Raw genomic sequence first — 18,102 nt, 5'->3', positions numbered from 1 at the left:
CGCGCGGCGCCGGTTCGGTCAGGGCTTCTTCAGCAACCGGTCGCGCGCCGCGTTGACGCGGGTCGCCAGGCCTTCCGTGCCGCCTTGATCGGGATGGGCGCGACCCATGGCCTTTTTCCAGGCAGCGCGGATCTCGGCCTCGGTCGCATTGCGGCCGACGCCGAGGACGGCGCGGGCGTCGGCCTCGCTGATCGGCTCGGATCGAATTTGCGTCCGTATGCGTGACGACCAGGCCAGATAGAGGCCCGCCGCCGCGAGGACTGCGGCCCACAGCCAGGCGCCCCTGAAGGCCGCAAGGGCGCCCCCGGCGAGCAGCACCGATCCCAGAAGGGTCGCGGTGACGCGCCAGTGGGCCCGGCCTCGCCGCTCCGTCTGACGGCCCAGCCGCACCAGGGCCCAGACGGCGATCGCCGCCAGGGCCAGCCAGATCAGGCTCATGCGGTCAGTTCGCCTTTCAGGCGGCCACGTCCAGCGGAGCCAGAACCTGCTCCAGCCCCATGGCCTTCATCAGATTGCGCATCTCCTGGCGCGCCGCGACGTGGGCCAGGGACACCGCCACCGGACGAATGTCGTTGGACAGATCCGCCACCGTCAGGCCGAACGGGAACAGCTCGCGATAGATGACCCGGTCGCGCAGGCCGGGGCCGACGCGGAAACCGACCCGTTTGGCCAGCTTGTTCATCCGCTCTTCCAGGCGTTTGCGGTTGCGCGCCTCGGCGACGGCCAGGCGGTTGGTCACCACCAGCCAGTCGATGGTGGCGTTGCGGCCCTGGCTGATCGCCCGGACCTTGCGCGCCTCCCAGACGCTTTCGGAATAGATTGACGGCTTCAGCAGATCCAGCGTCACCGGGTCCACCTCGCCCAGCAGGTCGAAATCGACGAAACTGTCGTTCATCGGCGTGACGATCTGGTCGGCCCGCGCGTGAGCGGCGTTGGACACGGCCGTGTCCCCGCCGGGCGTATCGATCAGGATGGCGTCAACGCCCGCCGCTACAGCTTCATCGAAGGCCCGCTCGAAAGCGGCGATCTGCGCCTCGGTTCCTCCCTTGGCCAGGGCCTTGCCGTCGCCCATGTCGGGCATGAAGGGCTGGGGCAGCACCTGATTGTTCGCCGCCAGCCACGCCAGACGATTGGTGAAGAAGCGTTGCATCGACCTTTGCCGCAGATCCAGGTCGATGATCGCCACCGTGCGGCCCGCATGCAGCAGGCCCGTGACGATATGAATGGCCAGGGTGGACTTGCCCGCCCCGCCCTTCTCGTTGCCGAGGACGATCACGTGAGGCTGCGTCATGGAGGAAACCCTCTTTGGCGACCGACGCGACTCAAAACGGCGCGGCCTTTGGACGAGGCAGAGTCGGCCTGCCCGCCCCAAAGGTCAACGGAACCTTAATGCATAATTGTGGACTGCGGCCCGGATCAGCCGGCGCGGCGGCACCATGGGTCGGCCACCTGGGCGGCGGCGCAAAGGGCCGAAGCAGCCTCGGTCGGAATCGGGCCGACCTTCAGGCGGGTCAAGCTGCGGCCGTCGATCTCGACCCGTTCGAACACCGGCGACAGGTTGGACAGATCCGCACGGGCCTTCAACCGTGCCCAGGCCGCCTGGGCGCCGGCAGGGCTGGAGAAGGCGCCCAGCTGGATCATTCGTCCAGCAGGGTGCGGCTCCGACCGAACCACAGCCGGCCTGAGTTTCGGGACTTCGACCGAGGCCTGTTCGACCACCGCCCGCGTGACAACAGGCGCAGCAGCCTGTGCAGCAGGCGCAACCGCCGGCCTGGCCATCCGCACCACGGCGTCGCGAAGGCCGTCGCCGTCAGCATCCGCCGAAACCAGGGCGACCCCGCTGCTCAAGGCTTCTCGCGCATCCCACATTTCGTGCGGCGTCATGACCGCCACGTGGACAGGCGAGAATTTGACGGGTCGCAGCCCCTGTTCCTCAGCCGTCGGACGGGGTGCGGAACGCCCGGCCCCAAGATCCTTAGGATCGAGAGGAATGTGGATCGCCGCGACATGCTCGGCCATAGCGCGGAAACTATGACGTTCGCCCTCGACCGCCCCACAGCCTGTGAGGGTCAAGGCGAGCGTGATCAGAACTGGACGGGTCGCTAGGCCTGGCGTCATAAGCACGACCCTAGCCGCCAGGGTTTGAGTTCTGGTGCATCAACACGCTTAAGCCGAAGGGTTAACCGCTTCACCATGACAGAGCCCGCGTCCCTCCCCGTTGTCCATACCGTGGCGGACCTGCGCACCGTCGTGCGTGACTGGAAGAGACAAGGTCTGACCGTCGGCATGGTTCCGACCATGGGCGCCCTTCACGAAGGCCATCTGACCCTGGTGCGCGAGGCCGGCCGCCGGGCGGACCGCGTGGTGGCCTCCAACTTCGTCAATCCGACCCAGTTCGCCCCCCACGAGGATCTGGGCCGCTATCCTCGCCGTCAGGAGGAGGACGCGCGACTGCTGTCCGGCGCCGGCTGCCATCTGATGTTCGCCCCGACGCCGGAGGACATGTATCCCGAAGGCTTCGCCACCAGCATCGCCATGACCGGGCCCGCACTGGGACTAGAGGGCGATTTCCGACCTCAGATGTTCGGCGGGGTCGCCCTGGTCGTGACCAAGCTGTTCAATCAGGTTCAGCCGGACCTCGCCGTGTTCGGCGAGAAGGATTACCAGCAACTGATGGTCATTCGGCGTTTCGTCCGCGACCTGGACCTGCCGGTCGAGATCATCGCGGCGCCGACCGAACGGGACGAAACGGGTCTCGCCCTGTCTTCCCGAAATGACTATCTGTCCGAGGCCGAGTTGGGCGTCGCGCGCCGCCTGAACCAGATTCTGGCCGAGGCCGCCGCCGCCGCCGCCGCTGGCCGTCCCCTGCCCGGCGTCGAACGGGACGCCTATTCCGCCATCCTGAAGGCCGGGTTCGAACGGATCGACTATGTGGTGGTCCGCCACGCCGAAGATCTGTCGCCCTTCCGCAACGGGGTTGTGGAGGGGCCTGCGCGGGTGCTGGTGGCGGCGTGGCTGGGCAAGACCCGGCTGATCGACAACAGGGCCGTCTGAACCGCGCAAAAAAAGACCCGACGCAAGCGCCGGGTTTGAATAGGTTCGGTGTTGGTGCGTCCCAAAAAGGGACAGACCCTTCATTAGGCGCCTCGATTAACAATGTATTACGAACGCCGATCTGGCAGCCAGGCCGTCTGACGCCCGCTCGTCCCGGTCGGCCAGGTCAGCCGCCAGCCGTCGCCGGCGCGGACCGGCGTAAAGTCCGACTGCGACCCGAATCCGGGAAAGGCGAACCGAACGCCGTCCACTTCGATGACGGCCGCGTCGCCGCCGCCCGGCGCATTGGCCCGCCACGCGCCGGCAGCCCCCTGGATGACAACCGCGCGAACACCGTCGATCACCACATTCGGCGGACCACCGGCAGTTCGACCCGACAGAATGACGGCCGCCCCGTCCGAATCGACGGCGTCCAGAACGCCCCGGCCGTCCAGACGCCGCGTCGGTTCACCCGACGCCACCAGCAGCAGCGGGCCCGCCCCGCCTCCAATAAGCACAAGCGTTTCCGGGGAGGCGGCAGCGTCCTCTCCCACCTGAACTTCGGGCGTCAGCCGGATGTCGCCCGTCCCCGCCGGAACACGCAGTTCGAAGCGCCCCGCCGAATCGGCGGCGACGGCCACGGCGGCCCCGTCCGCCCCACGCAGGACGACCCTGGCGTCGGGCCCCGCTCGCCCGCGCACGACGACGCTTGCCCCGTCGCGCATCGCCGTCTCGACGTGGGGTGGTTGAACCCAGACGGACGCCGTCGACTGGTCCACGGCTTTCGTTGCGCCTTCACCCTGCTTGGAGCAGCCGGACGCCGCCGCGAGCAGGGCGATGGCCAAGACGACCGTGGTTGTTATCCGGCGTTTCATCCTGCGCCTCGACGATATATGGCTGACGGCCAAGCGGCTCGGGAATCTGTTACCCCGGCCGCCGCCGGTTTGGCCATGGGCCGACCGCGCATTCGTTCAGTCCGAGGCTCCATGTCCCTGCCCCCCGTTTCGTTCCTTCCTTTCGACGGCCCGTCCGTCTGCCTGTTCTGCGGCTCGTCCGACCGCGCCGATCCTGCCTATACCGAGGCCGCTCGCGCCTTTGGCAAGGCGACGGCCGAGGCGGGGTGGCGCCTGGTCTATGGCGGCGGCGGCGTGGGACTGATGGGCGCCTCGGCGCGGGGCGCGCACGAAGCCGGCGGCCGCGTGGTCGGCATCATGCCCGCCTTCCTGCGCAGCCGCGAACGCCTGTTCGACGAGGTCGAAACCGTCGTCGTGACCTCGATGCACGAGCGCAAACAGCTGATGTACGATCAGTCCGACGCCTTCGTCGTTGCGCCCGGCGGCATCGGCACCCTGGAGGAGGTCGTCGAACTGCTGTCGTGGAAACGGCTGGACCTGCATCAGAAGCCCGTCGTCTTCCTTAATCTGAACGGCTTCTGGGACGGCTTCTTCGCCCTGATGCGCCACAGTGTGGCGGAGGGCATGACCCCCGCCGACTTCCTGGACGCCTGGACCGTCGCCGATTCGGTCGAGGAGGCCATGATCCAGATTCAGCCCAATGACGGCGCAACCGACAGGAAATATGATCGTCGATAGGTTATCGTCGATCATAAATATTTGCGCGACCGGGTTGACAGTTTTTATCGAAAACTGACATTGGCCGCGACGGCACGACGCCGTTCTTCAATCCGGAGATCTATTATGCGCGTCCTGTTAGTAGCCGCAGCCCTGTTCGCCGCCGCCCCCGCGATGGCCGAAGCCCCCGCCGCCACCCGCATGACCCTGGTCGACGCGGCCACCGCGCCCGCGCGCGCCACCATCATCGACGGCGCCCGCTGGTCGTGCGAAGGCGCGACCTGCACCGCCGCCGGTGGAACGGAACAGCCGGCGACGCGCGCCTGCCGCCGTGTGGTGCAGAAGTTCGGCCGCGTGACGGCCTTCTCCTACAAGGGTGCTGAACTCAGCGCCGAAGAACTGGCCGTCTGCAACGGTTGATTTGGTGAGAGGCGGCTTAGGCCGCCTCCCCTTTCAGCCGCTGCTGGATGGTTTCACGACCGATCAGCGGCGCCATGGCCGCCATGTCCGGCCCATGCGCCTGTCCCGTCAGCGCCAGACGCAGCGGCATAAACAAGGCCTTGCCCTTGGCGCCGGTCTCGGTCTTGACGGCGTTGGTCCAGGCGGACCAGGCGGTCTCGTCGATCACTTCAGGCAGCAGGGCGGCGGCGGCGTCGATGAAGGCTGCGTCCTCGATCACCGGCTGGATCGGGCCGCGCACGACCTTCGCCATTTCAACCACATCGGCGAACTTGTTCAGGTTGCCCCGCACGACCGACCAGAAGACCTCGCCCAGGTCGGCGTCCAGCGCCTGTAGGCGCGGCTGGGCCGTCGCATAGTCCATGACGTGCAACGCCTGGGCGTTCAGCCGGTCCAGGTCCGCCGTGTCATAGCGCGCCGGCGAACGGCCCATCTTGGTGAAGGCGAAGCTGGCGCCCAGAGCCTGGACCGACTCCCCGACTTCCAGCGGATCCGAGGTGCCGATCCGGCCCAGGTGGCTGGTGATGGCGATCGGCTCATAGCCCTGGTCGCGCATGTCGCTGATCGACAGCGAGCCCAGGCGCTTGGACAGGGCCGCGCCATCGGCGCCGACCAGCAGCGGCATGTGGGCGAAGCCGGGAACCGTGGCGCCCAGCGCCTCGAAGATCTCGATCTGCGCGCCGGTGTTGGTGACGTGATCCTCGCCCCGGATGATGTGGGTGATGGCCATGTCGATGTCGTCGACGACCGACGGCAGGGTGTAGAGGAACAGGCCGTCCTCGCGGATCAGAACCGGGTCCGACATGGAGGCGGTGTCGACCTCGGCATGGCCGCGCGCCAAGTCTTCCCAGGCGACGCGCTTGCCTTCCAGCTTGAACCGCCAATGGGGACGGCGGCCCTCAGCCTCGTAGGCGGCCTTCTGGTCTTCGGTCAGTTCCAGAGCGGCTCGGTCGTAGATCGGCGGCAGGCCGCGCGACAGCTGCACCTTGCGACGGCGGTCCAGCTCGTCGGCGGTCTCATAGGCGGGATAAAGCCGGCCCGACGCCTTCAGCTTGGCGGCAGCCTCTTCATAGCGGTCGAACCGCTTGGACTGGTTGTAGCGTTCATCCCACGGCATCCCCAGCCAGGTCAGATCGTCCTCGATCCCCTGTTCGAACTCAGGCGTGGAGCGCGCCAGATCGGTGTCGTCGATCCGCAGCACGAACGACCCGCCCTGCCCTTTCGCGAACAGCCAGTTCACCAGGGCGGTGCGGACATTGCCGACGTGCAGCTTACCCGTGGGAGACGGGGCGAAACGGACCTTGACGGACATGGGAGACGACCTTGAAAGCGAGGCGGCTAGGTCGCGCCGCAACCCGCCGAAGTCAAGGCGCGGATTGGATTGAGGCTGCCGTCATGATAGAACTGACGTCGTCATGAACGCGCCCGTGCAAATCCGAAAGCCCGAAGTCGCCGAACGACTGCGCCAACGCGCCAGAAGCGAGGGCAAGTCGATCACCGAGTTGGTGGAGACCATGCTGGCCGAGCGCATCGCGGCGGACGAGGCGCGAGCTTCCGACGACACGACGCGTCGTCGAACTGCGGCCGAGGCCATCTTGGCGCACGTCAGCACCCTGCCGCGCCTGGCGACATGGCCAACGGATGATGATTTTTATGACGAGGACGGCCTTCCGAAATGATCGTCGTCGATGCGTCGGCGTTGGTCGCTATCCTGGCTGGAGAGCCGGAAGCGGAGACTTTTCTGACTTTGCTGGTGGAAACGCCGTCATTGTTGTCGCCGCTGGGGTTCTGGGAGACGACCGTCGCTGCGCGCCGCGTTCTGGGCCCCGATGGCCAGCAGAGCCTGCTTGCGCTTATGGACGCACTCCGCATACAGGTCGCGACCGCAGGCGGTGAGACAGCCCGGATTGCAGTCGAAGCTGAGGCAAACTTCGGAAAGCGGACTCCGGCAAAGCTAAACCTAGGCGATTGTTTCGCCTATGCCTTAGCCAAGGAGCGGAACCTGCCCCTGCTCTACAAGGGCGAGGGTTTCAGCCGAACGGACATCGTAACAGCCCTGCCCGTCTGAGACCTGCTCCGCCCCTCAGTCGTCGCGGTGGACGCGTTCTCTGCGTTCGTGGCGTTCCTGGGCTTCGACCGACAGCGTCGCCGTCGGACGGGCCTCGAGACGCCCCAGACTGATGGGTTCGCCGGTGTCTTCGCAATAGCCGTACGACCCGTCCTCGATCCGGCGCAGTGCGTCGTCGATCTTGGAGATCAGCTTGCGCTGACGATCCCGGGTGCGCAACTCCAGCGCGCGATCCGATTCCGAAGACGCCCGATCAACCAGATCGGGGTGATTCTCGGTCTCGGCTTTCAGATTGACCACCGTGCCCTTGGATTCCCGAAGGATATCATCCTTCCAGTCCAGCAGCTTCTTCTTGAAATAGGCAAGCTGCCGTTCGTTCATGAACGGCTCATTGTCGGACGGCCGATAAAGACCGGTTTCGTCGGACACAACGGACGCCAAAGCGTTCATCGCACTCACGCTCTCTAAGCACGCCCCCCTGTGGCGTAAGGGCCGTATAGTCAGACCGGAGAGCCCCGGCAACGGCGTTCGCGATTCCGTGATCACGATTAAGCGACGGATGTGTCCGTCGTGACATTTCGCGCGCGGTTTTCGCGGTAAATTTTGAAAAGCCCGAGCTTTTAAGCTTAACCTTGGCCTCGGCGAAGCTCCGCCTTGGCCAGTTCGACAGAAGCCCGCAGGTCAATCTGGTCCAGCAAGGCGTTCAGTTGGGCGTCTCCATCATCCGGCCGCTCCTCGCGCAACGTGCGAGCGAGTTGATCCAGAGTCGCCTCGTCCGCCTCACCAGACAGCAAGGCCATCTTCATCTCGTCGAGGCGATCCAGCAAGCCTGCGCCACGCTTAACCGCGCGGCGTCGTTTCTCGAGCGGGCCTTCGACCCCCTGTAGCGCCATCAGGGCGGAGACGTCGGCGACAGTCGAGGCTGCGGCGCTGGCCGCAGGTGCCGCCGCCCCAGAGGTCGCCGAGGGCTGGCCCAGCGAAAAACCGGACGCGGAACGTGCGGCCTTGCCGCCTGCTGGGGCGCTGGGGCCCGTCGTCCCTGTGACCTTCATCGGCGCATGCTCCGGCTCATAATGACATCCTTGGCGAACGGAATGACCGTTTGGTTAACGGCCCGGCAAAAACTGCCGAAAACACCGCGCTTGAAAGCGGTAGAACATAATAATTTCAGTCACTTCCACTATGGCACGATCCTCGCAACGCATCGAATGAAACGCCGTAAGGACGTCCGACCGATGCAGAATCTGCTTGCCCGCCTAGTCGCCCCGCTCGCCGCCGTCGCCGCTCTCGGCGCCGTGGCGTCGCCGGCTGCGGCCCAGTCGCGCATCAAGGACATCGCCGCCGTCGAAGGCGTGCGCGGCAACCAACTGGTCGGCTACGGCATGGTCATGGGCCTGAACGGCACCGGCGACAGTCTGCGCAACTGCCCCTTCACCCGCCAGTCTCTGGAAGGCATGACCGAGCGTCTGGGCGTCAACATCCGCGGCGCCAACGCCAACACCAAGAACATGGCCGCGGTCATGGTCTCGGCCGAACTGCCGGCCTTCGCCACGCCCGGCTCGCGCATCGACGTCAATGTCTCTTCGATGTGCGACGCCAAGAGCCTGCTGGGCGGATCGCTGGTGGTGACCAGTCTGCAGGGCGCGGACGGTCAGGTCTATGCGGTGGCGCAGGGCTCGGTTCAGACCGGCTCCGTATCGGCCTCCGGCGGCTCGGGCTCGTCCGTGACGCGCGGCGTGCCGACCGCTGGCCGTATCGCCTCGGGCGCCTCCGTCGAACGCGAGACCGGCTTTGAGTTAGCCAATATGAACGAGGTGCGCCTGAACCTGCGCAACCCCGACTTCACCACAGCCCAGCGGGTGGCTGCGGCCGTCAACGCCGCCTATCCAGGTTCTGCGCTGGCGGAAAACGGGACGGTAGTGGCCCTGCGCGCACCGGGTCAGATGGGCATGGCGGGCTTTATCAGCCGCGTCGAAAACCTGCCCGTGACCGTCGATTCTCCGGCCAAGGTCATCATCGACGAGGTCAATGGCGTCATCGTCATGGGCGACGCGGTCCGCATCTCGCGCGTCGCCATCGCCCAGGGGAACCTGACGATATCGGTCGATGAACAGCCGTTCGTCAGCCAGCCCGCTCCGTTCAGCCAGGGGCAGACAGCCGTCGTCCCCAGCACTCAGGTCAGCGTGGAAGAAGACCTGGGAACCCAGATGCGGCTCGTCGGCGGCGGCACCAGCCTGTCCACCCTCGTCAACGGTCTGAACGCCCTGGGCGTCAGCCCGCGCGACATGATCAGCATCCTGCAGGCGATCAAGGCATCCGGCGCCCTGCAAGCCGACATCGAGGTGATGTGAGCATGACCGACCTCGCCGTCTCTACCGACCTGCTCCGCCCCGTCCAGGGCTTGGCCTCCACCACGGCCGGCGCGTCCAAGGACAAGATCAAGAAAACCGCCGAAGCCTTCGAAGCCTCTTTCCTGTCGCAGATGCTGAAGCCGATGTTCGAGGGCATTTCCACTGACGGCCTCTTCGGCGGCGGTCAGGCCGAGGCCACGTGGCGCAGCTTCCTTCTGGACGCGATGGCCGAGAAGACCGTGTCCGCCGGGGGGATTGGCTTGGCGGGATCCGTAATGAACGAAATGCTGAAGATGCAGGAGAGGGTCCAATGAGCGACGCTGACATCGCCACCGCTCGCGTTCGTCAACTTCTTGAACTCACTCGACGGCTGACGGATCGGCTTGCGACGGAAACCCGCGCCTTCCAGAGCGGCCGCCCTCAGGATGTCTCCGCCAGCCTGGCTGAAACCCAAGAGATGGCCAACCTCTATCGTCGCGACTCGGGCCACGTGAAGGCCAACCCCGCCCTTCTGGCCGGGGCCGTCGCCTCGGAACGAAAGGCCCTCGTCGAGGCGACGCGCGCCTTCGAAGCCGTCCTGGCACGTCACGCGAGCGCTGTCGAGGCGGCCCGCAGGATCTCCGAAGGCCTGGTGCGCGCCATTGCCCATGAGGTCGCCGCCGCCCGCACCCCCGCCTCGGCCTATGCCGCAAACGGTCGCGCCGCCATCGGCGACGGACGCGCGGTCGCCTTCAACCGCAAGGCTTGAAGGCAAATAACGTCGGTCCTGCAATCGCCTCGACGTTGCCGATTTTTTAAGCGCCGACGTGCATCATTGGTGCATGTCAATGACAACTCGCCTTCTCGGTCTGGCCTTCGCATCTTCTGATGCCTTGGTGGAAATCGACGCCGAAGGCCGCGTTGCTTTCGCGCTTGGCGCGGGGCCCCTGCCCGGTTCGGACGTGGGGGCGCTTTGGACGGGCGAGCCGCTCGTGAGCTTCCTTCACGAAGGTCAGGCCGCGCTCAAGGTTCTGTTGCAGACGAAACCTGGCGCGCGCAGCCCCGCCGCGCAGATCCTGGTTCAGGCGGGTCCGGATCGTGTGCGACGCGCCTCTCTGCGGGCCTTCATCCTGCCGCAGCTGGCGCCGGCTATTTCGTGCTCCATAGCCTATGAGGGGCCCGCCATAGCGGTCGCCTCACTTGAGACGCCGCCGCTGATCGACGCCGAAGCCTTCATGGCCGACGCGGCTCGTGTCGTCGGCAACACGCCAGGCTTGTCGCTGGCCTTTCTCGACATCCGCGGGCTTGAGGATTTGGCGGGAGAAGTCGCCGAAAAGGTGCAGCGCCGTATCGAGGCGACGCTTCAATCCGCAGCCGCTCAAGGTTCGTCTGCCGCTCAAATCACGCCCGAGCGTTACGCCTTGTTCCGCTCTCCCGGCGACACCCGAGACCTGGCCGCAGAGGTGGTCGAGGCCGGCCGCGCAGAAGGGGTGGATCTGGAAGCCCAATCGTTCGCCTCCAACATCCCGGAAAGCGGCGACTCTCTGTGCGTGCTGCGCGCCATGCGATACGCGATCGAAGCCTGCCTGAAGGACGACGGCCTCGCCGCCCCTCAGATCGCCTTCTCCGACGCGTTGAAGCGGACCTTCCGCGATGCGGAGGCCTTCCGCGCCGTCGTGAAGTCGCGCGAGTTCCAGGTCCACTATCAGCCGATAGTGCAACTGACGTCGCGCGCGGTGCATCATTTCGAGGCCTTGTCGCGTTTCAACGCCGGCGCGGGTCCCGCCAACGCCATTCGAATGGCCGAGGAACTGGACATGATCGAATCCTTCGATCTGGCCGTGGCGGAAAAGGTGCTGAAGCGGATGCGGGCGCCGGGCGCCGGGCTGCTGAAGATGGCGATCAATGTGTCTGGCGCCTCGCTGAGCGACGACACCTATGTCGAACAACTGCTACAGATGACCGCCGGATCGCCTGCCGACCGCAAGCGGCTGATCGTCGAGATCACCGAAACCTCCGCCCTGGCGGACATCGGGGCCGCCAACCGACGCCTGGCGGGCCTGCGCGAAGCCGGGATCAAGATCTGTATCGACGACTTCGGCTCGGGCGCCGCCTCCTACGACTACCTCCGCAAGCTGGCGGTGGACGCCGTCAAGATCGACGGCGCCCTGATCCGGGATATCGAGAGCGACGAGGTGGTGCGCAACATGGTGCGCAACATCGTCGAGATGAGCCGGTCGCTGAAGCTCGAGACCATCGCCGAGATGATCGAGACCGAAGAGGTGGTCACCGAACTGAAGGCTCTGGGCGTGGAATACGGCCAGGGTTGGCTGTTCGGGCGCGCAGAGGCGGAGCCGCGCACGCAACTGGCCAGCGCGGCCCCGGTCCGCCGTCGCGGCGCCGTTGAAGCCTGGGGCTAGTGGGCGACGCCTGCGGGCAGATGCTCTTTTTCGAAGCGGCCGACGCGATCAACCAGGGTTCTGGCGGCCTGGTTCATGCCGATGACCTCCACATCCGCGCCCTGGCGGCGATAGCGGAACACGACCTTGTCTACGGCGGCGACGCCGGTCAGATCCCATAGATGGGCCTCGGTCATGTCGATCTCGACGCGCTTGGGATGGCCGTGGTGTTCGAAGCTGGCGGCGAACAGATCGGCCGAGGCGAAGAATAGCTGGCCGGTGACGCGATAGCGCAGCACGCCCTCCTCCGGGGTCTCGATCTCGGTCACGGCGATGGTCTTGCCGACCTTGCGCATGAAGAAGACGGCCGAGAGCAGCACGCCCAGGATCACGCCCTTTGACAGGTCGTGGGTGGCGACCACCGTAACGGTGGTGGCGATCATGACGACCGACGACTGGAACGGGGTCGAGCGCAGCTTCAGCACCGAGCTCCAGTCGAAGGTGCCGATGGAGACCATGATCATGACGGCGACCAGGGCCGCCACAGGGATCTGAGCGACCCAGTCGCGCAGCACCAGGATCAGGAACAACAGGAACAGGCCGGCCCACAGGGTCGACAGCCGACCTCGCGCGCCGGAGGTGACGTTGATGATCGACTGGCCGATCATGGCGCAGCCCGCCATGCCGCCGAACAGGGGCGACAGAATATTGGCGATGCCCTGGCCCCGCGTCTCGCAGTCCTTGTCCGACGGGGTGTCGGTGATGTCGTCCAGCAGATTGGCGGTCAGCAGGCTTTCCAGCAGGCCGACAAAGGCCAGGGTCGCCGAGATCGGGGCGATGATGGCCAGGGTCTCCCAGGTCAGGGGCACGGCCGGCAGGTGGAAGACCGGCAAGGTCGTGGGCATCTGGCCCATGTCGCCGACGGTGCGGACGTCCAGCCCGGTCATCATGACGAAGACGCTGATCAGGATGATGGCGACCAGGGGCGATGGCACGGCCCTGGTCAGGCGGGGGAAGCCGTAGATGACGACCAGGGCCGCCCCGACCAGAGCGAAGGTCTGCCAGTTGGCGCCGATCAGCTCGGGCATCTGGGCCAGGAAGATCAGGATCGCCAGGGAGTTGACGAAGCCGGTCATCACGCTGCGGCTGACGAACTTGATGTAGCGGCCCAGTTTCAGCAGGCCGATGATGATCTGGAACACCCCGCACAGCAGCGAGGCGGCGAACAGGTATTCCAGCCCGTGGTCGCGGACCAGACCGACCATCAGCAGGGCCATGGCCCCGGTGGCGGCCGAGATCATGGCCGGACGGCCGCCGACGAAGGCGATGGTCACGGCGATGACGACGCTGGCGTAGAGGCCAACGGCCGGATCGACGCCGGCGATGATGGAGAAGGCGATGGCCTCGGGGATCAGGGCCAGGGCGACGACGGTCCCCGCCAGCAGGTCGCGGCGAGGGTTGGCGAGCCATTGCTGGCGCGCGGAGGCGATAAGGGACATGTGGGGTTCATCTGGGGTCTGCCGCCGACCTGGCGCGCGGCCATGGGTCGTATGCGGCGGGTTTCCCGGCGGATCGGCGGCCGGGATAGCCACCCGACGCTTCAATCAGGCCGGGTCCGAGGTGAGGCCCGCCTGATGCCCGGTCCCGGCGCGAAAGGCAAGCCGCCTAGCCGGCGGTCGGCTTGGCCAAGGACGGTCGCTCGGCGGCTTTGGCGGCGGCGGTGGCTTCGACGGCGCGCATGACCCGCAGCAGGTTCTCGCCGGCGATCTTGCGGATGTCGGCCTCGGTCCAGCCGGCGTCCATCAGGGCGGCCAGGATGCGCGGATAGGCGTCCACCCCGGTCATGCCCTCGGGCAGACTGCCGATGCCATCGAAGTCGGCGCCCAGGCCGACGTGATCGATCCCCGCCACCTGACGCACATGCTGGATATGGGCGACGACGTCGGCCAGGGTCGCCTCCGGCGTCGGATGGGCGGCGGACCAGGCGGTCAGGCCGGCCTCGACGGCGGTCGGATCGCCGGGGTTCAGGGTCTTCAGCCGCGCCTCCTCGCCCGCGCGGTCGGCGTTCCAGGCGCGGACCCGTTCGGAGACGAAGCCGGGAGCCAGGTTGATCATCACGATCCCGCCGTCCTCAGGCATCATCCGCAGCACCCGGTCGGGGACGTTGCGGGGATGGGCCGTGATCGCCCGGGCCGAAGAGTGGGAGAAGATGACCGGGGCGTCGGACACCCGCATGGCGTCCAGCATGGTGTCCTCGGACACGTGGCTGAGGTCCACCATCATGCCCAGACGGTTCATCTCGCGCACCACGTCCTCGCCGAAGGGGCTGAGGCCGCCCCATTTGGGCGCGTCGGTGGCGCTGTCGGCCCAGGTGGTGGTCTTGGAGTGGGTCAGGGTCATGTAGCGGGCGCCGGCGCGGTGGAACTCGCGCAGTAGGGCCAGGGAGTCGTCGATGGAATAGCCGCCCTCCATGCCGATCAGGCTGGCGATCCGGCCCGAAGCGAAGACGGCGTCGATCTGGTCCGCCGTCGTGGCCAGGCCGAAGACGTCGGGGTGGGCGGCGATGATCCGCTTGGCCGTGTCGATCTGCTCGAAGGTCTCCTCAACCGCCTCGAGCGGGGTCAGGCTGGCGGGGACATAGACCGACCAGAACTGGCCGCCGACACCGCCGGCGCGCAGGCGGGCGATGTCGGTGTGGAGCGGGGTCGTCGCGTCCAGATTGGTCGTCAGATCAACGGCGTAGACGTCGTTGCCGTACTTCTGGCGCAGGGCCCAGGGCAGGTCGTTGTGGCCGTCGATCAGGGGGGTGGCCTTCAGGATCTCCAGCACGCGGGCCTCGCCGGTCGATTGGGCGTTAGCGGCGGTGGCGAAGGCGGCGACGGCGACGCCGGCCAGCAGACGACGGATCATGATGCGACTCCCTGATGTTGCGACGCACACTGACAGACGAAAGGCGACAGGCAACCCCTCATCCGAGCCCTTCGGGCCTGCCTTCTCCCGCAAGGGGAGAAGGAAGAGGTTTCCCGGTCGGGCGACGAACGGCTAGGAGAGGCGGATGAGCGACGCCGCCTTTTCCGATCCGCTCGACCTGAAGAAGGTCGAGACCCGCGCCTGGTTCGAGCATCTGCGCGACCGTATCCATGCCGCCTTCGAGGCGCTGGAGGATGCGGCGCCCGACGATCTGTTTCCGGGAGAGCCGGGGCGGTTCGTGCGGACGCCGTGGGACCGCGAGGCGGGCGGCGGGGGCGTCATGGGGATGATGCACGGCCGGCTGTTCGAAAAGGTCGGGGTCCATGTTTCGACCGTCCACGGATCCTTTCCGGTCGACTACGCCAAGACGGTGCCGGGCGCGGCGGAGGATCCCCGGTTCTTCGCCACCGGGATCAGCCTGATCTGCCATCCGGTCAGCCCCAGGGTTCCGGCGGTGCATATGAACACCCGCTTCATCGCCACGACCCAGAGCTGGTTCGGCGGCGGGGGCGATCTGACGCCGGTGCTGGACGCGGATCGGCGCCAGGACCACCCGGACACCCTGGCCTTTCACGCCGCGATGAAGGCCGCCTGCGACGCCCACGATCCCGACTGGCACGCCAAGTACAAGGCCCGGTGCGATGAGTATTTCTTCCTGCCGCATCGGCAGGAGCCGCGCGGCACGGGCGGCATCTTCTATGACCACCACGACAGCGGCGACCATGACCGGGACTTCGCCTTCACCCGCGACGTGGGTCTGGCCTTTCTGGACATCTATCCGAAGATCGTGGCCGGGCGGATGGGCGAGGCCTGGACGCCGGAACAGCGCGAAGAGCAGTTGGTGCGGCGCGGACGGTATGTGGAGTTCAACCTGCTGTACGACCGTGGCACCATGTTCGGCCTCAAGACCGGCGGCAACGTCGATTCGATCCTCAGCTCCATGCCCCCGGTGGTGAAATGGCCGTGACGTCCCCTCTCGCTAAGATCCTGCTGCGGCCCCTGGCCACCTCGGCCCTGTTCGCCGTGCTGTACGGGGTCTATCTGACCCTGTCGAAACAGCCGCAGATCCCGCTGACCCTGTTCGTGGTGATCGGCTTCTACTTCGCGGCCTCGCTGCTGCTGGAGCGGTTCGTGTTTCCACGGTTCGGGCTGTAGGCGGCCGCACGCCCTACCCCATGGCCGCCACAAACGCGTCGCCGGCGCGGCTGCGGTAGCGTTCGGCGTGGCGCAGCAGGCGGAAGGGGCGTTCCGGCAGCGCAAAGGCGGCGGTGACTAGGCGGCCGGCGGCGACCGAGGCGTAGGCGACGCTTTCGGACAGGGCGGTGGCGCCGGCCCCGGCCTCGGCGGCGGCGAGAACCGCTTCGTTCGACGGCAGGGTCATGGCGACGGGCAGGTCTGCGGGATCGATCCCGGCCTGGCGCACCGCTTCCTCCAGGGTCGAACGGGTGCCCGAGCCGGCTTCGCGCAGGACCCAGGGGGATGAGGTCAGGGTCTGAGCCGACAGAGGGCGCAGGCTCGCCCAGGGATGGTCGGGCGCGACCAACACCGCGAGACGGTCAGAGCCGATACGGGTCTGTTCCAGCGCGGGTTCGTCGACCGTGCCCTCGACCAGGCCGATCTCGGCCTCGCCCCCCAGGACGGCGGCGGCGGCCTGGCGCGTATTGCCGATCTGGACGTCCAGTTCGATGCCCGGATGGGCGACGTGGAAGGCGACCAGGCGACGGGGCAACCAGTAGGAGGCGATGGTCTGGCTGGCGAAGACGGTCAGGCGACCGCGCCGCAGGGCGCTGAGATCCGCCAGCGCCGCCTCGGCCGCCGCAGCCCGCGCCAGGACGGCCTTGGCTTCCGGCAGGAAGGCCTGGCCCGTGGCGTTCAGCACCACGCCCCGCCCCACGCGGTCGAACAGGTGGACGTCATGTTCAGCCTCCAGCGCCGCGATGGCGTTGGAGACGGCCGACTGGGTCAGGTTCAGCGCCCGCGCCGCCGCCGTCACATGCTGACGCTCGGCCACGGCCACGAAGATGCGCAGGCGTTCCAGGGTCACGATCAATCTCCAAATCGGATTGAAACGACCATAACAATCCGTTGGACGGGGGTCGAGGGGCGGCGCATCAAGCGGGACCATGAAGTCCGCCGCTCCTGCCGCCGTTCTGAGCCCGCCCCAGCCCCCCATGATACGGTTGGGCGCGTTCGGGCGCGCGGTGTGGCCCGGCCTGATGATGAGCCTGGTGGTCGCCGTGGCGGCGGTGGGCCTGGGTGGCCTGGAACGCGGGGCGGTCGGCAAGGTCTGGCTGGAGCCGCTGGTCCTGGCCATCCTGCTGGGCGCCGGGGTGCGGGCGGCCTGGACGCCGGACGTCCGATTCAAGGTCGGGATCGATTTTTCGGCCAAGATCCTGCTGGAGGTTGCGGTGGTCCTGCTGGGCGCCTCGGTCAGTGCGGCGACCCTGTCGTCGCTGGGGCTGGGGTTCGTGGCGGGGGTCTTCGCCCTGGTCGCGGCCGCCATCCTGGCCGGGTTCGGGATCGGGCGTCTGCTGGGTCTGAACCCACGCATGGCCCTGCTGGTCGCGTGCGGCAACGCCATCTGCGGCAACTCGGCCATCGCCGCCGTGGCCCCGGTGATCGACGCCGACGGGGAAGAGGTCGCCGCCTCCATCGCCTTTACGGCCGTGCTGGGGGTGGTGGTCGTGCTGACCTTGCCGCTGCTGGGCGGGCTGATGGGGATGAGCGGTTTGCAGTTCGGCGCCCTGGCGGGGCTGACCGTCTATGCCGTGCCCCAGGTGCTGGCGGCCGCCGCCCCGTTCGGCGCGGTCGCGACCCAGACGGGGACGGTGGTCAAGCTGGCGCGGGTGCTGATGCTGGGGCCGGTGATCCTGGCGCTGTCGGTGATGTTCAGGGACCGGGCGGAGGGGGCGAAGGGGCCGGGACTGCACCGGCTGCTGCCCTGGTTCATCGTCGGTTTCCTGGCGATGATAGCGCTCAGGAACCTGGACCTGATCCCGCCGGCGGCGCTTTCGCCGATGGCGGCGGCGTCAGGCCTGTTGACCGTGGCGGCCATGGCTGCCCTGGGGCTGCAAACCGACATCCGGGCCGTGGCGCGGGCCGGCGGGCGGGTGGTCGCGGCGGTGGTGTTGTCGCTGGCGGCGCTGGTGGGGCTGAGCCTGGGGCTGATTGCGGTGTTGGGGGTTTAGCGCCCCCCTTCTTTCGTCATCCTCCGGCAAGCCGCGTCTTCGCGGCGCAGACCGGGGGACCCAGCGGCGCCGCTAGGCGAAATC

Annotated in this window: 22 protein-coding genes and 1 other annotated feature; of the genes, 12 read left to right on the top strand and 10 right to left on the bottom strand. The window is 67.2% G+C overall.

Annotated elements, in window-relative coordinates; translation table 11 throughout:
* Window positions 1-18: 18 nt before the first annotated feature.
* The 3 genes from ACW177_RS06585 to ACW177_RS06575 all read right to left on the bottom strand — a co-directional run bounded on the left by ACW177_RS06585 (window position 19) and on the right by ACW177_RS06575 (window position 1,884).
* Entirely contained in the window at window positions 19-438 is a 420-nt protein-coding gene (locus ACW177_RS06585; protein ID WP_492027806.1) for a J domain-containing protein, read from the bottom strand.
* A gap of 16 nt (window positions 439-454) precedes the next feature.
* Window positions 455-1,291: a division plane positioning ATPase MipZ gene (locus ACW177_RS06580; RefSeq protein WP_492027805.1), complete on the bottom strand. Its 837-nt coding sequence runs from the start codon at window positions 1,289-1,291 to the stop codon at window positions 455-457.
* A gap of 125 nt (window positions 1,292-1,416) precedes the next feature.
* Window positions 1,417-1,884, bottom strand: a complete 468-nt coding sequence (locus ACW177_RS06575) for an SPOR domain-containing protein (RefSeq protein WP_492027804.1) — start codon at window positions 1,882-1,884, stop codon at window positions 1,417-1,419.
* 309 nt (window positions 1,885-2,193) lie between these two features.
* Between ACW177_RS06575 and panC the strand changes: the two genes are divergently transcribed.
* Window positions 2,194-3,054, top strand: coding sequence for a pantoate--beta-alanine ligase (gene panC / locus ACW177_RS06570; protein WP_492027803.1), 861 nt, complete (start codon window positions 2,194-2,196; stop codon window positions 3,052-3,054).
* Between the two features lie 107 nt (window positions 3,055-3,161).
* Here panC and ACW177_RS06565 read toward each other — a convergent pair whose 3' ends face one another.
* A complete protein-coding gene (locus ACW177_RS06565) occupies window positions 3,162-3,908 on the bottom strand; it encodes a hypothetical protein (protein ID WP_492027802.1) in 747 nt (248 codons plus the stop codon).
* Between the two features lie 111 nt (window positions 3,909-4,019).
* Here ACW177_RS06565 and ACW177_RS06560 point away from each other — a divergent pair, with 111 nt between their 5' ends.
* A complete protein-coding gene (locus ACW177_RS06560; protein ID WP_492027801.1) occupies window positions 4,020-4,625 on the top strand; it encodes an LOG family protein in 606 nt (201 codons plus the stop codon).
* Window positions 4,626-4,730: 105 nt separating this feature from the next.
* Window positions 4,731-5,024, top strand: coding sequence for a DUF8200 family protein (locus tag ACW177_RS06555; protein ID WP_492027800.1), 294 nt, complete (start codon window positions 4,731-4,733; stop codon window positions 5,022-5,024).
* 16 nt (window positions 5,025-5,040) lie between these two features.
* Here ACW177_RS06555 and gltX read toward each other — a convergent pair whose 3' ends face one another.
* Window positions 5,041-6,375 carry a glutamate--tRNA ligase gene (gltX, locus tag ACW177_RS06550; RefSeq protein ID WP_492027799.1) on the bottom strand — a complete coding sequence of 445 codons (1,335 nt, stop codon included), beginning with the start codon at window positions 6,373-6,375 and terminating at the stop codon, window positions 5,041-5,043.
* Window positions 6,376-6,478: 103 nt separating this feature from the next.
* Here gltX and ACW177_RS06545 point away from each other — a divergent pair, with 103 nt between their 5' ends.
* Both ACW177_RS06545 and ACW177_RS06540 read left to right on the top strand, forming a co-directional pair.
* Window positions 6,479-6,742, top strand: coding sequence for a type II toxin-antitoxin system VapB family antitoxin (locus ACW177_RS06545; RefSeq protein WP_492027798.1), 264 nt, complete (start codon window positions 6,479-6,481; stop codon window positions 6,740-6,742).
* The gene (locus ACW177_RS06540; RefSeq protein WP_492027797.1) at window positions 6,739-7,131 is read left to right on the top strand and encodes a type II toxin-antitoxin system VapC family toxin; all 393 of its coding nucleotides are present in this window, start codon (window positions 6,739-6,741) and stop codon (window positions 7,129-7,131) included. The genes ACW177_RS06545 and ACW177_RS06540 overlap by 4 nt, the downstream gene beginning before the upstream one ends.
* A 15-nt stretch (window positions 7,132-7,146) precedes the next feature.
* Here ACW177_RS06540 and dksA read toward each other — a convergent pair whose 3' ends face one another.
* Together dksA and ACW177_RS06530 are read right to left on the bottom strand one after the other, a co-directional pair.
* Window positions 7,147-7,581, bottom strand: a complete 435-nt coding sequence (gene dksA / locus ACW177_RS06535) for an RNA polymerase-binding protein DksA (RefSeq protein ID WP_492027796.1) — start codon at window positions 7,579-7,581, stop codon at window positions 7,147-7,149.
* 176 nt (window positions 7,582-7,757) lie between these two features.
* Window positions 7,758-8,183, bottom strand: a complete 426-nt coding sequence (locus tag ACW177_RS06530) for a flagellar assembly protein FliX (protein WP_492027795.1) — start codon at window positions 8,181-8,183, stop codon at window positions 7,758-7,760.
* A 183-nt stretch (window positions 8,184-8,366) separates the two neighbouring features.
* Between ACW177_RS06530 and ACW177_RS06525 the strand changes: the two genes are divergently transcribed.
* The 4 genes from ACW177_RS06525 (at window position 8,367) to ACW177_RS06510 (ending at window position 11,881) form a co-directional block, all read left to right on the top strand.
* A complete protein-coding gene (locus ACW177_RS06525) occupies window positions 8,367-9,482 on the top strand; it encodes a flagellar basal body P-ring protein FlgI (protein ID WP_492027794.1) in 1,116 nt (371 codons plus the stop codon).
* A gap of 2 nt (window positions 9,483-9,484) precedes the next feature.
* On the top strand, window positions 9,485-9,796 hold the full coding sequence (locus ACW177_RS06520) for a rod-binding protein (RefSeq protein WP_492027793.1): 312 nt from the start codon (window positions 9,485-9,487) through the stop codon (window positions 9,794-9,796).
* The gene (locus tag ACW177_RS06515; protein WP_492027792.1) at window positions 9,793-10,230 is read left to right on the top strand and encodes a flagellar basal-body protein FlbY; all 438 of its coding nucleotides are present in this window, start codon (window positions 9,793-9,795) and stop codon (window positions 10,228-10,230) included. Before ACW177_RS06520 ends, ACW177_RS06515 begins: the two co-directional genes overlap by 4 nt.
* 223 nt (window positions 10,231-10,453) lie before the next feature.
* The gene (locus ACW177_RS06510; RefSeq protein WP_492027791.1) at window positions 10,454-11,881 is read left to right on the top strand and encodes an EAL domain-containing protein; all 1,428 of its coding nucleotides are present in this window, start codon (window positions 10,454-10,456) and stop codon (window positions 11,879-11,881) included.
* Here the strand turns inward: ACW177_RS06510 and ACW177_RS06505 are convergent.
* On the bottom strand, window positions 11,878-13,359 hold the full coding sequence (locus tag ACW177_RS06505; RefSeq protein ID WP_492027790.1) for a SulP family inorganic anion transporter: 1,482 nt from the start codon (window positions 13,357-13,359) through the stop codon (window positions 11,878-11,880). The genes ACW177_RS06510 and ACW177_RS06505 overlap by 4 nt on opposite strands.
* A 59-nt stretch (window positions 13,360-13,418) precedes the next feature.
* Window positions 13,419-13,480 (bottom strand) — a sequence feature (sul1 is cis-regulatory element that is thought to sense ions involved in sulfur or methionine metabolism; They are found in Alphaproteobacteria).
* Between the two features lie 45 nt (window positions 13,481-13,525).
* A complete protein-coding gene (locus tag ACW177_RS06500) occupies window positions 13,526-14,770 on the bottom strand; it encodes a dipeptidase (protein ID WP_492027789.1) in 1,245 nt (414 codons plus the stop codon).
* A gap of 145 nt (window positions 14,771-14,915) precedes the next feature.
* Here ACW177_RS06500 and hemF point away from each other — a divergent pair, with 145 nt between their 5' ends.
* Together hemF and ACW177_RS06490 are read left to right on the top strand one after the other, a co-directional pair.
* The gene (hemF, locus tag ACW177_RS06495; protein WP_492027788.1) at window positions 14,916-15,797 is read left to right on the top strand and encodes an oxygen-dependent coproporphyrinogen oxidase; all 882 of its coding nucleotides are present in this window, start codon (window positions 14,916-14,918) and stop codon (window positions 15,795-15,797) included.
* On the top strand, window positions 15,794-15,985 hold the full coding sequence (locus ACW177_RS06490) for a hypothetical protein (protein ID WP_492027787.1): 192 nt from the start codon (window positions 15,794-15,796) through the stop codon (window positions 15,983-15,985). Before hemF ends, ACW177_RS06490 begins: the two co-directional genes overlap by 4 nt.
* A gap of 13 nt (window positions 15,986-15,998) precedes the next feature.
* On the opposite strand, the gene ACW177_RS06485 is transcribed toward ACW177_RS06490, so the two are convergent.
* Window positions 15,999-16,874: a LysR family transcriptional regulator gene (locus ACW177_RS06485; RefSeq protein WP_492027786.1), complete on the bottom strand. Its 876-nt coding sequence runs from the start codon at window positions 16,872-16,874 to the stop codon at window positions 15,999-16,001.
* 79 nt (window positions 16,875-16,953) lie between these two features.
* On the opposite strand from ACW177_RS06485, the gene ACW177_RS06480 reads away from it, so the two are divergent.
* Window positions 16,954-18,018, top strand: coding sequence for a YeiH family protein (locus ACW177_RS06480; protein WP_492027785.1), 1,065 nt, complete (start codon window positions 16,954-16,956; stop codon window positions 18,016-18,018).
* The last annotated feature ends 84 nt before the right edge of the window (window positions 18,019-18,102 follow it).

The sequence above is a fragment of the Brevundimonas sp. AVps23W genome (genome assembly GCF_058681395.1).
This window is presented reverse-complemented; position numbering and strand designations above follow the sequence as displayed.

Bases quoted from the DNA above. Each gene is read 5' to 3' on its own strand.
- panC (WP_492027803.1), top strand. From the start codon at position 2,194: ATGACAGAGCCCGCGTCCCTCCCCGTTGTCCATACCGTGGCGGACCTG.
- hemF (WP_492027788.1), top strand. From the start codon at position 14,916: ATGAGCGACGCCGCCTTTTCCGATCCGCTCGACCTGAAGAAGGTCGAG.
- ACW177_RS06560 (WP_492027801.1), top strand. From the start codon at position 4,020: ATGTCCCTGCCCCCCGTTTCGTTCCTTCCTTTCGACGGCCCGTCCGTC.
- ACW177_RS06515 (WP_492027792.1), top strand. From the start codon at position 9,793: ATGAGCGACGCTGACATCGCCACCGCTCGCGTTCGTCAACTTCTTGAA.
- ACW177_RS06580 (WP_492027805.1), bottom strand. From the start codon at position 1,291: ATGACGCAGCCTCACGTGATCGTCCTCGGCAACGAGAAGGGCGGGGCG.
- ACW177_RS06540 (WP_492027797.1), top strand. From the start codon at position 6,739: ATGATCGTCGTCGATGCGTCGGCGTTGGTCGCTATCCTGGCTGGAGAG.
- ACW177_RS06480 (WP_492027785.1), top strand. From the start codon at position 16,954: ATGAAGTCCGCCGCTCCTGCCGCCGTTCTGAGCCCGCCCCAGCCCCCC.
- ACW177_RS06520 (WP_492027793.1), top strand. From the start codon at position 9,485: ATGACCGACCTCGCCGTCTCTACCGACCTGCTCCGCCCCGTCCAGGGC.
- ACW177_RS06545 (WP_492027798.1), top strand. From the start codon at position 6,479: ATGAACGCGCCCGTGCAAATCCGAAAGCCCGAAGTCGCCGAACGACTG.
- ACW177_RS06500 (WP_492027789.1), bottom strand. From the start codon at position 14,770: ATGATCCGTCGTCTGCTGGCCGGCGTCGCCGTCGCCGCCTTCGCCACC.
- ACW177_RS06525 (WP_492027794.1), top strand. From the start codon at position 8,367: ATGCAGAATCTGCTTGCCCGCCTAGTCGCCCCGCTCGCCGCCGTCGCC.
- ACW177_RS06585 (WP_492027806.1), bottom strand. From the start codon at position 438: ATGAGCCTGATCTGGCTGGCCCTGGCGGCGATCGCCGTCTGGGCCCTG.
- ACW177_RS06505 (WP_492027790.1), bottom strand. From the start codon at position 13,359: ATGTCCCTTATCGCCTCCGCGCGCCAGCAATGGCTCGCCAACCCTCGC.
- ACW177_RS06530 (WP_492027795.1), bottom strand. From the start codon at position 8,183: ATGAAGGTCACAGGGACGACGGGCCCCAGCGCCCCAGCAGGCGGCAAG.
- gltX (WP_492027799.1), bottom strand. From the start codon at position 6,375: ATGTCCGTCAAGGTCCGTTTCGCCCCGTCTCCCACGGGTAAGCTGCAC.
- ACW177_RS06575 (WP_492027804.1), bottom strand. From the start codon at position 1,884: ATGACGCCGCACGAAATGTGGGATGCGCGAGAAGCCTTGAGCAGCGGG.
- ACW177_RS06565 (WP_492027802.1), bottom strand. From the start codon at position 3,908: ATGAAACGCCGGATAACAACCACGGTCGTCTTGGCCATCGCCCTGCTC.
- dksA (WP_492027796.1), bottom strand. From the start codon at position 7,581: ATGAACGCTTTGGCGTCCGTTGTGTCCGACGAAACCGGTCTTTATCGG.
- ACW177_RS06555 (WP_492027800.1), top strand. From the start codon at position 4,731: ATGCGCGTCCTGTTAGTAGCCGCAGCCCTGTTCGCCGCCGCCCCCGCG.